Source organism: Siphonobacter sp. SORGH_AS_0500 (assembly GCF_031453245.1).
In the GTDB taxonomy this organism is placed as follows: domain Bacteria; phylum Bacteroidota; class Bacteroidia; order Cytophagales; family Spirosomataceae; genus Siphonobacter.
The window spans coordinates 695,831-708,444 of sequence record NZ_JAVIYT010000001.1; the positions used below are offsets into that span (position 1 = coordinate 695,831).

Annotated in this window: 8 protein-coding genes; 5 read left to right on the forward strand and 3 right to left on the reverse strand. The window is 46.6% G+C overall.

Annotation, left to right across the window (positions count from 1 at the left end; all coding sequences use genetic code 11):
• Positions 1-39: 39 nt before the first annotated feature.
• Positions 40-3,309, forward strand: coding sequence for a VCBS repeat-containing protein (locus QE357_RS02970; protein WP_309705713.1), 3,270 nt, complete (start codon positions 40-42; stop codon positions 3,307-3,309).
• A gap of 207 nt (positions 3,310-3,516) precedes the next feature.
• Here the strand turns inward: QE357_RS02970 and QE357_RS02975 are convergent, their stop codons facing one another.
• Positions 3,517-5,802, reverse strand: coding sequence for a penicillin-binding protein 1A (locus QE357_RS02975; protein WP_106636728.1), 2,286 nt, complete (start codon positions 5,800-5,802; stop codon positions 3,517-3,519).
• Positions 5,803-6,273: 471 nt separating this feature from the next.
• On the opposite strand from QE357_RS02975, the gene QE357_RS02980 reads away from it, so the two are divergent.
• Positions 6,274-8,715, forward strand: a complete 2,442-nt coding sequence (locus QE357_RS02980; RefSeq protein ID WP_309705716.1) for a TonB-dependent receptor plug domain-containing protein — start codon at positions 6,274-6,276, stop codon at positions 8,713-8,715.
• A 1-nt stretch (position 8,716) separates the two neighbouring features.
• Here the strand turns inward: QE357_RS02980 and QE357_RS02985 are convergent, their stop codons facing one another.
• Positions 8,717-9,379, reverse strand: coding sequence for a thiamine diphosphokinase (locus QE357_RS02985; RefSeq protein ID WP_309705718.1), 663 nt, complete (start codon positions 9,377-9,379; stop codon positions 8,717-8,719).
• 83 nt (positions 9,380-9,462) lie between these two features.
• Here QE357_RS02985 and QE357_RS02990 point away from each other — a divergent pair, with 83 nt between their 5' ends.
• The 3 genes from QE357_RS02990 to lptC are packed head-to-tail and all read left to right on the forward strand — an operon-like array spanning position 9,463 to position 12,064.
• Positions 9,463-10,200 carry a type III pantothenate kinase gene (locus tag QE357_RS02990; RefSeq protein WP_309705720.1) on the forward strand — a complete coding sequence of 246 codons (738 nt, stop codon included), beginning with the start codon at positions 9,463-9,465 and terminating at the stop codon, positions 10,198-10,200.
• Positions 10,193-11,500 (forward strand): hypothetical protein, encoded by a 1,308-nt coding sequence (locus tag QE357_RS02995; protein ID WP_106636730.1) that lies wholly within the window; start codon positions 10,193-10,195, stop codon positions 11,498-11,500. Before QE357_RS02990 ends, QE357_RS02995 begins: the two co-directional genes overlap by 8 nt.
• 12 nt (positions 11,501-11,512) lie before the next feature.
• Positions 11,513-12,064: an LPS export ABC transporter periplasmic protein LptC gene (gene lptC / locus QE357_RS03000; protein ID WP_106636731.1), complete on the forward strand. Its 552-nt coding sequence runs from the start codon at positions 11,513-11,515 to the stop codon at positions 12,062-12,064.
• On the opposite strand, the gene QE357_RS03005 is transcribed toward lptC, so the two are convergent.
• Positions 12,065-12,502, reverse strand: coding sequence for a cytochrome c (locus QE357_RS03005; RefSeq protein WP_309705724.1), 438 nt, complete (start codon positions 12,500-12,502; stop codon positions 12,065-12,067).
• Positions 12,503-12,614 lie beyond the last annotated feature (112 nt).

The window sequence follows — 12,614 nt, forward strand, 5'->3', positions numbered from 1 at the left end:
GGAGTGGTAAATTGCGAAAGTAACATTTTCCCCTCCCGCATGAAATATTGGATTTTCGGTATGCTAATGCTGTTCGTCGTTGCCTGTCAGCGTTCGGAACGCAAGCGGCCTTACGAGGCTCCCGACGATCCCATCTTCGTGGGTGTTTCCGTGAACAAAACGGGCCTTGATTTTCAAAACCAGCTTCCCAATCTGGACAGCCTATATCTGGACTTTCCCACCGATTCTGTTCAACGAGAAAATTTTCTGAGATTAGCCGAACGCCTTCTGGGAGCCGGTGGCGTTGCGGCTGGTGATTTGAATAATGACGGCTTACCCGATCTTTTCTTTACGGCTTCCTCAGGTAAAAACAAGTTATACCTCAATCGGGGGGGCTGGCGTTTCGAGAATGTTACTGAAGCGGCAGGTCTGTTGGGTAATAAACAGTGGTCTGCTGGAGTGTCTATGGCCGATGTGAATGGGGACGGCTGGCTGGATTTATACGTTTGTCACTTCGGACCAAAAGCTGAGAATGAGTTATTCATTCATTCCGGGAAACTGACCGAAAATGGAATTCCTCAATTTACCGAACAAGCTCAGGCCCTGGGCTTAACTAATAATCGTCAGGCTGTTCAGTCCGTTTTTTTTGATTATGATCTGGATGGCGATCTGGATTGTTTCGTAGTGAATAACCAAATCAAAGCTCTTCAGCCCGACTCGCTGCAAAGTTGGCCAAACGGCTCCAATCGCCTGTATCGAAACGATAAAGGGCTTTTCATAGACGTATCCCTGAAAGCAGGATTAGCCGAAAGCCTGACCACAACGGGCGTAGCCATTGCCGATTTTAATGGTGACCAATGGCCGGATATTGCCCTTTCTCGGGATTTCCCGGAAACAGATGTGATTTACCTGAATCAACAAAAAGGACTTTTTCAGGAAACCCGGCCTTTTCTGCACACGCCCCAACGAAGTTTGAGTATAGTAGCGGGTGATTTGGATAATGACGCTCAAACCGATGTACTGGCTACTTCTGCTTTATCGGATGATGCTATTCGGAGCCGGACACAGGTCAAGTTTGGCGATAATCGAAGCCTTTTTCCAACGGTTCCACATAATACACTTCAGCAAAATCGGGGTGATGGTAATTATTCAGATCGGGCCTGGATGGCGGGTGTCGCCGCAACGGATATTAGTCATGGGGCTTTAGTGTTTGATATGGATGCTGACGGCTGGAAGGATATATTTATTCCGAATGGGAACAACCGGGACGTTCGGGATTTGGATTTTCTGGAAAAACTAATAACCGACAAATCCACCTCACGACTGACGATGCGGCAGTTACTGGATGCGATGCCGACGACGCCTCAGTCGAATTTTGCCTTCTTAAACCAGAAAGCGTTCACGTTCGACAATCAGGCCTTACGGCTGGGCTTAGCCGAACCGGGTTATTCCAACGGAGCCGCCTACGCTGATCTGGATAATGATGGCGACTGGGATTTGATCGTGAATCAGATGGGAAAGCCGGCCCGTATGTTCCGCAATGAATATGAACAGGAGAAAGAAATTCAATCCTTGAAAATCAAATTCAAGGGTCCGGCAGGCAATCCCTTTGGTTACGGCACAGAAGTTCGGATTTATGCGGGTAATACTCAGCAGAAAATGGTAATGCAACCCAACCAGGGGTATCAATCCAGTCAGGAACCCGTGTTACTGGTGGGTTTGGAGAAAGAAACCCAGGCTGATTCCATCGTAATTAACTGGCCGGGATTTACCACGCAAACTTTACGGAATGTTCCGGCCAAACAAACGCTTGAGGTAATAGCCGCTCAGGCCGTTCCGAAGAAAACCGTGGTTTCGAATCCTCAGATAGTGAAGCTATTCAGCGATGTTTCGGCGGAGTTACTGAAGCAGGAAGTGCGGCATGAGGAAGATACCTTCAGCGATTTAGCTCTGCAACCGTATTTACCCCGAACGTTGTCAAAAGAAGGACCTAAAATGGCGGTTGGCGACGTGAACGGCGACGGGCTGGAGGATCTTTTCATTACCGGAGTGAAGAATCAGGCGGGGCAGTTATTACTGCAAACGAAGACCGGAAAATGGATTCCCAGCACGCAGAAGGCTTTTCTGGAAAATAAGTATTCGGAAGAAGTAGCTGCCGTTTTCGTGGACATAGATCAGGATCATGATTTGGATTTAATCGTGGCGTCGGGAGGAAATCAGTCGGCGGATAGCTCTTTTGTTCGGCTGTACCTGAATGATGGAAAGGGGACGTTTACGTTTGAAAAAGAACGAATGCCGGATATTTCCCTAAACGCTTCCTGTCTGGCAGTGGCGGATGTGGATAAAGATGGCGATATGGATGTCTTCGTAGGGGCCAGAAGCGTACCCGGTACGTATGGAGTTACCCCCAAAAGTTATCTGCTGAAAAATGAGAAAGGCTTTTTCAAAGCAGCAACGCCCGAAGTTTTAAGCAAAATTGGTTTGATTACAGATGCCATTTGGCAGGATTTGGATGGAAATGGATACCCCGATTTAGTAGTGGTGGGGGAATGGATGCCGATTTCTATTTTCTATAACCGAGGTGGAAAATTTACGTATTCAGATAACCAGACCATCCCTAATTCGGAAGGCTGGTGGACGGCTCTTAAAAAGGCCGACCTGGATGGGGATGGAGACATGGATTTTGTGGTGGGTAACTGGGGCCTGAATTCCGAATACAAAGCTTCTCTGGAGCAACCCATGTATCTGCAAGTCAACGATTTTGATCGAAATGGTAGTTTGGATGCCTTATTAACCAGGGCCGATGCGGATGGAGAGCAATACCCGGTGGCGACGCGGCAGGAGTGGAAACAACAGTTACCCAACTGGAATACGCCTTTGTTGAGTAATAAAAAGTTCGCCGAGAAATCCTTTCATCAGCTCATTACGGCTTCACAACGCCGGGGAACTCTGGAAAAGAAAGCGGTTGAATTCAGAACGAGTTTACTGATTAATGAAGGCAATGGGAACTTCCGGTTGCAGGCCCTGCCCGGTAACGCTCAGAACAGCCCGATTTTCGGTATTGCGATTCATGATTTTACGAAAGACGGAAAACCGGATATTTTATTAGGGGGGAACCTTTGGGGGATGCCCATAGATCGTGGGCGACTGGATGGAAACCGGGGGACGCTGTTGATTAATGAATCAAGGTTGAAATTTAATGAATATAAACCTTCGCGGGGCTTGCTGACGGGACAGATTCGGGATTTTGCTCTGGTACCTTACCTAAGCCAATATCGACTATTCGTGGGCCGAAATAATGGGAGGTTACTCATTTATGCTCTTGATTAGCAATTCTAGCGAATAAGGGAGGTAAATCGCAAAATCTGAGGGCTTTATTGAAATAAGTATATAAAAAATTTAATATTATTTTGAAATGGTCGAGGGACTGGATAAAATTGTGTGATTTTTGAACAGAACCTGACAATGACTACCATTCGATGAACAGCATTGAATAGTTACAAAAAAAGGCAGCGAATAGCTGCCTTTTTTGATTAATTAGAGTAATTCGCCGTCAGCGGGCCGCTTTTCGTTTGGAATCACAATGGTTGAATCTCCATAAGAGCGATCCCCAAAGGGATTGTCACAAATCTTATCGTTGGCGGGTTTTTTGAAAGGTATTTTCTTCAACCCAATGGACTGATCAGCATAGACACGATTCATGTACTTTGCCCAGGCAGGCAAAGCCATACGTCCACCCTGACCTAGGGCACCCGTGCGGAAGTGAATGGAACGCTCGTCGCCACCTACCCAAACACCCGTTACCAGTCCCTGCGTAACCCCCATGAACCAGCCATCTGAGTAATTAGAAGTAGTTCCGGTTTTGCCACCAATTTGGTTATTCTGTCCGCAAGGTTCGCGGTTAAGACGAACGGAAGTGCCGCCGGGTTCCTGCGTGGCTCCCTGTAACATATAAACCATCCGCCAGGCCGTTTCCGGACTTAAGGCATCGTGCGTAGTGGTTTCAAACTTCCGTAAAACATTACCGTATCGATCTTCAATACTAACGAGCGTTTGAGGTTCATTCCAGGCCACGCCGCCGTTAACGAACGTACAATATGAGTTTACCATTTCGAATAAATTCACGTCAGGCGTACCCAGACAGATGGTTACATCCTTCGGGATTTCGGATTGAACCCCCAACCGGTGAGCGTATTCGATGATAGTTTCCGGCCCGAATTTCTTCATTAACTGTACTGAAATCGTATTGACGGACTTTGCAATGGCCTGTCGCAACGTCATGCTATTCCCCGAAGCTCCCCCTTCGTAGTTATTGGGGCACCAGTTCCCAATACAGGTTGGTTCGTCTCTCACTATATCGCAGGGAGTATAGCCTTTATCAATCGCCGTAGCATAGACGAAAGGCTTAAATGAAGAACCAGGCTGACGTCGGGCCTGACGTACGTGATCGTACTTGAAATACTTGAAGTTAATACCACCTACCCAGGCCTTTACCTGACCCGTATTAGGATCTTCCGACATCATGGCAATGTGCAGGAAGCGTTTGTAATACCGAATGGAATCCATCGGGGTCATGGTGGTGTCACGCTCGCCCCGATACGTAAAGATTCGCATTTTAACGGGCGTATTCATGCCCTTCATAATCTTCTCTTTGTCATCTCCGAAACTTTGTTTCAGTGTTCGGTACCGCTCGGTGCGGGGGGCAATCCGGTTTTCAATGAAGCCCCGTAACTCCCGACCATTTTCGTCAATCCAGGGATTACGACCCTTCCAGTGTGCATTGAAGAGGCGTTGCTGTTCTTTAATATGTTCCATGCAGGCCTCTTCGGCGTGGCGTTGCATCCGCGAGTCAATCGTTACGTGAATTTTCAGACCGCTGGTGTATAAATCCAGAGGATCGTCGCTGGAACGCTGGCGGTTGAGCTCTTCAATTTCTTTCAACAGGCGATCCCGCATGACAGCCACAAAGTAAGGAGCCTGATTGCTATTATGATTCAGGGACTTAAGCTTTAAGGCAATCGCATCATTTTGATAAGCTTCGAACTGGGAAGCACTCAAAAATCCGTAATGCACCATTTGCTGCATTACGATATTCCGGCGGGTTTTGGAAGCTTCGGGGTGCATGCGAGGATTAAAACGATCCGGGTTCTGACACATCCCCACTAAAACTGCCGCTTCTTCAACCGAAAGTTGCGAGGGCTCTTTACTGAAATAATGCAGTGAAGCCGTTCGAATTCCATACGCATTATCACTGAATTCGACTGTGTTCAGGTACATCTGCATAATTTCCTGCTTCGTGTACCGGCGTTCCAGCCGAATAGCCGTAATCCATTCTTTAGTCTTGATGATGAGTAACTTAATTAGCGGAACATCACCCAGAAACCCTTTGTAACGTTCACTGCGGGCTTCAAAAAGGTTTTTTACTAACTGCTGTGTCAGCGTACTACCGCCCCCTGCTTTCCCCATCCCGGCTACGGAACGGCCAATGCTTCGGGGGTCAATACCTGAATGTTTAACAAAACGAACGTCTTCGGTAGCGATAAGGGCATTAATAACGTTGGGTGAAATATCCTGCAATTCAACCGGACTACGGTTTTCCAGAAAGTAACTACCCAGAACTACCCCGTCGGAAGAGATAACCTCGGAAGCTAGTTCATTACGAGGGTTATCCAGCTGTTTAAGACTGGGCATTCCTCCAAAGAGGTTGAACAGATTGAAATAAACAGCCAGAATATAAAGCAGAAAGGAACTTAAGCCAAACAAAGTAAACCGCCAGATCTGACGGATCATTTGCTTGTAAGGACCCGGGAGAAATTGAAACATAGCTACTAATAAAGGTGTATAAATGCAAAGGTGCAAAGGAACCAGCGGAAGACCAAAGCAGACCTTATGGCTTCAACGATAGGGCTTACGTAAGATTGTATTCCAGAAAGAATATTAGCGAATAAGGGACTAGTTCACTGGATTATTCCCAGTCCTAACGACTATTGGCTTTTCTGGCTTCAAAGTAGAAATTTAATAATGGCCCGAAATGTTTAGGTTGGGAAGAAAATAAAAAATCCCTTCTTCACAGAAAAAGGGATTTTTGAACAAAACCTAATACAATTACTTCTATTTACAAGAGTGGAGTTTTTTAAATTTATACTCACTTACCTCAAAAAAAATGTCGAAAAAAGAGAAGTTTTTTTGAAAAATTTCATTTAATACTTGTTTCGTACAAGCCTTACTCTTTTCCATTACTAAAATTCAGCTCTTTTTAGTAATATCGCCTCAACCTAACCTTTGGTCTACTTTATGCGATTACGAATCTTCCCTCTGCTGCTGGGTAGTTTATGCCTGGTTTATGCCTTCGTGGCCGACGATCCCTTAACCCGGATTATTAGTCAGTTTGATCGTTATCATCAGCAATTTCCTCAAGAAAAAGTCTATCTCCATTGCGACCGTTCGTACTATGCCCTCGGCGAATCAATCTGGTTTAAGGGTTACCTCTTTGATGCTTCCAGCCACCAGTCCGATACCGTTAGTAAAGTCCTTTACGTGGATTTGATTAATGCGACAGAAGGCAAAATCCTTCTTCAAAAACGGTTACTGCCCCAGGGTGGAACGGCAGAAGGTGATTTTTATCTGGCAGATACCCTGAAAGAAGGCGTCTATCAACTGCGGGCCTATACCAATTGGATGCGAAATTTTGACGAAGATTTCTTCTTTACTAAAGAGTTTCGCGTGTATCAGCCTTCCGTTACGGACCGACCTGCGGTACAAATAAATCGCACGGTTTCGCTTACGTTTTTTCCCGAAGGTGGAACGTTGGTCAATGATATAGAGTCACGCGTGGCTTTTAAAGCCGTCGACGCTCTAGGACAGGGCGTGGACGTAGAAGGCGTTATTTTGGAGAATGATCGGGATACGGTTACCGTTTTTCAATCCGAACATTTGGGCATGGGTCGGATTAGCCTTCAGCCTAAACCGGGTAAAACGTATACTGCCGTTTTAAAAGATACGCAGCAACGAATACCTCTGCCAGCTGCTCAACCCGAGGGGCACGTGCTGATTGTGGATAACCTTTCCAACAAAGAATTTATCCGAATTTTTGTTTTCAACCAGTTACCAAAAAGTTCACCCAAACCCTTGTATGTGCTTGCTCAGATGCGGGGAGAAGTGATGGCTACGGCGAAAGGGAATACCGAAAAAAGTATGTTCGTCGCCAATATTCCCCGGAATAAATTTTCGGAAGGAGGCATTGTGCATCTTACCTTATTCGATGAAAAGGGGGAGCCGCTAGCCGAGCGTCTGGTTTACCTGAATAATCCTGGTAATAGCCTTGATTTGAGTATTAAACCTACGAAAACCCAGTACAAGCCCCGCGAAAAAGTTACGCTTGAACTGGAAGCAAAAGATCGAACGGGGCGGCCTGTGCTGGGAGAATTCTCATTGGCAGTGACTGACGCAGGTCAGGTGGTACCGGATTCTTCGGATGAAACGCTGGTGTCGTACTTACTCATGAGTTCAGATCTGAAAGGCCGCATTGAGCAGCCAGGGTATTATTTCAATCCTAACAATCCCAATGCGATTTACCATCTGGATTTATTACTGATGACTCAGGGCTGGCGACGATTTGTCTGGAAGCAGGTGAACGCAGGCGAAGCTCTGCCAACCCCTCATCTGATCGAACGGGGCTTTTCGCTGGAAGGTAAAGTAACCCGGCCCCGGGGGCAGATTATTGAGAAAAAATCAATTGCCGTAACCTTATTAATGAGAAGACCGAATCAGGAAACTTTGATACGGGTAGAAAGTGCCGAAGCGGATGGTTCTTATGGATTTCATCAACTGAGTTTTGGCGATTCTACCCGCGTTATGATTCAGGCTGTGGCCGGGAAAAATGACCGTAATCTTAGTGTTACCCTCAATCCTTTCCCGCAACCCACGGTTCGAATTACGAAAACTCCTTTTCAGTCTGTAGAAATGAAGGCGGATGAATTTATGGAATACTTAAATCGAGCCAACCAGTCGCTGGACATTGCTCGCCAATTGCGTCTGAATAAGGCCAAACTTTTGAAGGAAATTACAGTAAAAGCTAAAAAAGTAAAGGAAAGCGATAGCCGAAAAATTTACGGTACTCCTGATAATACCGTCAAATTTGATGACATGAATACCGCAGGAGCCATTTCCATTTTTCAGGTACTTCAGGGCAGAGTACCGGGAATGGTAGTAACGGGGAGTGGGTTCAATTATACGGTTCAAATTCGGGGGGCGGCTAATTTTAATGGAGCAGTGGAACCACTATTCGTACTGGATGGAATGCCGGTAGACAAAGAAATTGTGAATAGTATTAACCCCCGGGATGTAGATTATGTGGATGTGCTGAAAGGAGCTGCTGCGGCCATTTATGGTTCAAGAGGAGGGGGGGGAGTCATATCTATTCTGACCAAACGTGGAAGCAGTAGCTACGATCCCTCCAAAGAAGTGGTACCAGGGCAGTTGATTCGAACGATCAATGGGTATGCCAAAGTTCGTGAGTTTTATAGCCCCGATTATAGCCAAGACAATCCCGAAAACTACCGCCCCGATTACCGCCCTACGTTGTACTGGAACCCCCGGATCAAAACCGACGAAAATGGCAAGGCCACCGTTACCTTCTGGAATTCTGATCACGAGACTCACATTCAGGCTCGTCTGGAAGGGACTTCCGGGGATGGAAGAGTGGGCACTACCCGCATGACTTACCTGGTGAAGTAAGTTAGTCCCAGCATTCCATTAATAGCAAATCACCGGAAGTATAGGAAATTTTGACGAGGCCGTCCTGGGCGGCCTCGTTACTACTACCAGTTCTGTACCCGATTTGCAGGGATTCATCCGAAAGATTATAGGTCAAGCCAGACGTTCTAATGCCTGATACCGTTCCAACCGGAATGAGCGACAGAGGCGTCTTCGCCGGATACCATTTTTCGTACGTCTGGTCGAGCAGGAAAATGCGGGAGTGGTCATCCAGCACAACGATTTTAATTTTGTCCCGAAAACGAACGATATTAGTAATGTTCGTAATGGTATGATCCGCTCTCCGGCCCGTAGCCCATACGACATTAACTGCCTGATGCCCGCGTTCGATAAGAAAGTCGCAGGCTTTTTCAAGATCTGTTTTTTCCTGATCGGGCGTGTGCACGAACTCAATGGGATGCTGAGCCTGCCGTATTTCTTCGTGATTCAGGCTACTATCAAAATCGCCGAGTAAAACGTCAATTTTAATACCCAGCTCCAGTACCCGATTAATGGCTCCGTCAAGCACTACAATGAAGGGAGACCATTCCAGCAATTGGGCCAGCAAATCCCAGCTACAGGCTTCGCCATTGGCAATAATCAGTGCAGGTTCCTGTTTATCTCGAATAATATGATGAGAAGACACGGCTTTTATTTTGAGTTTCGGGTTTCTATTTTGAAGTTCGCAGGCTCATTGCGAAGGGCAAAGATGACTAACAAAGCTTAAAGTTGAAATTAGAAAAGTACGCCATAGCGGTAGATCTGGGTAATACCTACGCTAAAACGGGCCTATTCAATGCCGCCGGAATCCTGCAGGAGACGCATGGAAGCTTCACTGTTGCCGAATTAATAAATTATGTCAGGGCCAAGCAACCTAAACGGCTCATTATATCATCTACTGGGCATTCGGAAGAAATCGTCCGTTCGTGGTTTGCCTTTTTGCCCGCTACGATTGTGTGGTTAACCCCTCAAACCCCCGTACCCTTAACTAAGTTGTACGATACGCCTCAGACGTTAGGGGCAGATCGTGTAGCGGCGGCGGCGGGAGCCCGGGGTCTATTTCCGGATCAGAATAGTTTGATCATTGACATGGGTACCTGCATTACCTATGATTATGTGGATAAGCAGGATAATTTTCATGGTGGGCTGATTTCTCCGGGTCTTCGTATGCGATTCAAGGCGATGCATTCGTTTACACAACGATTACCCCTGATTGAACCTTCTCAAGAATTCCCGTCTCTGGTTGGTAAGAGCACCACCCACGCCATGCAAAGCGGCGTAATGAATGGATTAATCGCAGAACTACAGGGTATTATCGAGCAATACCGTAGGATTTATCCTGATTTTCAAGTCATTTTATGCGGTGGTGATGCCCCTTTGTTTGAATCTCGGCTGAAAGAACCGATATTTGCAGCCCCCGAACTGGTCCTTTGGGGCCTATACCGAATTTTAAACTATAATGTGTAAAAAGTCAATCTTTACCCGTCTTCAGTCGTCAGTTTCCCGCCGGGTCTATGCGATGGTGGTTATTTCTGGACTCTGTTCGCTGAACGCGGTGGGACAAGGGTTAGGTAACACGCCTTACTCAACCTACGGTATTGGGGAAACCTACAGTGGAGCAGTAGCCGCTCAACAAATGATGGGCGGAACGGGAGTTAGTTATGCCAATGGTTTGTTTATTAATGGGTTAAATCCAGCTTTAATAGCCCGAAACCGTATTACCACCCTGGAAGTAGGCACATTGATTCAAACCAAACAACTGCGTGAGGGCAATCTGAGCCAGCAGGTAGTGGGTGGGACGCTGAATTACCTGGCAATGGCTTTTCCGCTGAATAGCCGTTGGACAATCAGTGCTAACTACGCACCCCATAGTTATCTGGATTATCAGAGTCAAACCACGGGCCAGATTCCCGGAGACATTTATCCTTACGTCACCGAATACAAAGGCTCTGGCGGAACCAACCGAGTGTCGCTGGTGAATGGCGTTCGAGTGTATAAAAACTTGTACGCTGGCGTTTCGGCTTCTTTCCTGTTTGGAAACCTGACCCGCGAAGCATCCACTCGTACCGTGAAAGATGGTACTAACGATTACACGCTTCTGTTGACTGATAATGACCAGCACCGTGACTTTTTACTGAAAGGCGGCCTGGCTTATCGATTCAAGTTAAACGACAAACGTTACCTGAACGTAGGCGGTACTTATGACTTACCTGCCCGCCTGCGTACTACCCGCGTTCGTACACTTGGAACGCTGATTGGCGATGTACCCGTCGTGAATGGTACGGATACACTGAGTTTTAACAGTCAAGGTCGCATTACCGTACCCGGCGGTTATAAAGTAGGAGTAACCTTCGAAAACCCGTATAAACTCGCCGTTTCTGTTGATTTCGGAATGGAACAATGGTCACAATTCCGGGATTTTGACCGGAGTAACCAGAATCTGAAAGATAGTTATCACATCAAAGCGGGTTTAGAATATACGCCTTCCTGGAACTCTTCGTCTTTCTGGAACCGAATCCCTTATCGTTTTGGTTTAAGTTATGGTCAGTTACCCTATACGATTGCTGGCCAGCGAATTACAGAAGCCAGTATTTCAGCGGGTTTAGGTTTGCCCTTAACCAAAGTGGGTCTTTCGGATGCTAACCTTGGCGTAACCGTAGGTCAGCGTGGTCGGGATGCCATCGGGGTGATCAAGGAACAATTCTTCCGCTTTAATCTTGGATTTACCATTAGCGACCGCTGGTTCTATCGTCAGGTGGTTGACTAATCGTCATAACCCATGAAGCTATTTAAATATTTCATACTCACGGGCTTAATGCTTGTGAGTATGCTCTTTTTAGGGTCTTGCGAAGAAGAAAAACAAAGCAAGCCTGCGACCTACCTGGGTCCGCAGCAGGAAACCTATGACATCCAGATGATTTACAGTGACTCAGGACACAAAGTCATTCGTATGTTAACGCCCGTTCAACTGGACATGCTCAACGGTGATCGCGTTTTTACGAAGGAGGTCAAGTTATACTTTTACGATAAAGCCGGAACGGAGCATACCTGGCTGCGAGCCGATTCAGGTCGTTACATTCGTATGCAGAATATTTATCGCATGATTGGTAACGTGCGAATTGAAAACCGAATCAAGCAGGAAACGCTCGAAACCGACGAACTTTTCTGGAGCCCCGATCAGAAACGAATTTATACAGATCGGCCCGTCACAAGCCGCACGCCAACGGGCGTTACCCATGGCACAGGTCTGGTGGCTACACAAGATTTCAAACAGTATGGTTTAGGAAAAGTGCGTAACAGCCAGATGCAGGTGAATGATCTGCCCGAATAATTAGGGACACTTTGCCAGAGCTTTTTCCACTTCCTGTACATCCGTGATTTTCTTCTCTTTACCCCATTCATTGTATAAAAACGTAGTTAATACTGCAATATCCAGGGCTTTCAGAGCGGCGTTACCCGGCATCGTCTGGTGATAAACCTGGCCATTGACGGTCAACGGTTGCTGGAATCCGTGACGAATGCCACAGATTACCAAAGCTTTATTCTTCTCCGTAAGAAAATCAGCATTCGCCAGGGGCGGATATAGTTTGGCCATTCCCTCGCCCTGAGCCTGATGGCAGTTCATGCAACTGTTTTTATATAACTCGAAGCCCTCCGCCACGTATTGCTGGCGTTTTACTTCTTCTTCGGACTGGCAGGAAAACAGCGAAAACGAGCTTAATAAGCTCAGGCCAATCAGAAATTTATGAATGCTCGTGTTGTTACTCATGGTAGAAGTTACTTCAGAAAGGCGGCAAGTTAACTAAAAAGCACCGCTGACGGGAGGATTGATTGGGCCTCAGCGTATCAAAAAAACGACCGTACTCGGATTATTTATTAGA

Excerpts from the sequence above, each read along its gene's own strand:
- QE357_RS02975 (WP_106636728.1), bottom strand. The coding sequence starts at position 5,802 with ATGTTTCAATTTCTCCCGGGTCCTTACAAGCAAATGATCCGTCAGATC.
- QE357_RS02980 (WP_309705716.1), top strand. The coding sequence starts at position 6,274 with ATGCGATTACGAATCTTCCCTCTGCTGCTGGGTAGTTTATGCCTGGTT.
- lptC (WP_106636731.1), top strand. The coding sequence starts at position 11,513 with ATGAAGCTATTTAAATATTTCATACTCACGGGCTTAATGCTTGTGAGT.
- QE357_RS03005 (WP_309705724.1), bottom strand. The coding sequence starts at position 12,502 with ATGAGTAACAACACGAGCATTCATAAATTTCTGATTGGCCTGAGCTTA.
- QE357_RS02970 (WP_309705713.1), top strand. The coding sequence starts at position 40 with ATGAAATATTGGATTTTCGGTATGCTAATGCTGTTCGTCGTTGCCTGT.
- QE357_RS02995 (WP_106636730.1), top strand. The coding sequence starts at position 10,193 with ATGTGTAAAAAGTCAATCTTTACCCGTCTTCAGTCGTCAGTTTCCCGC.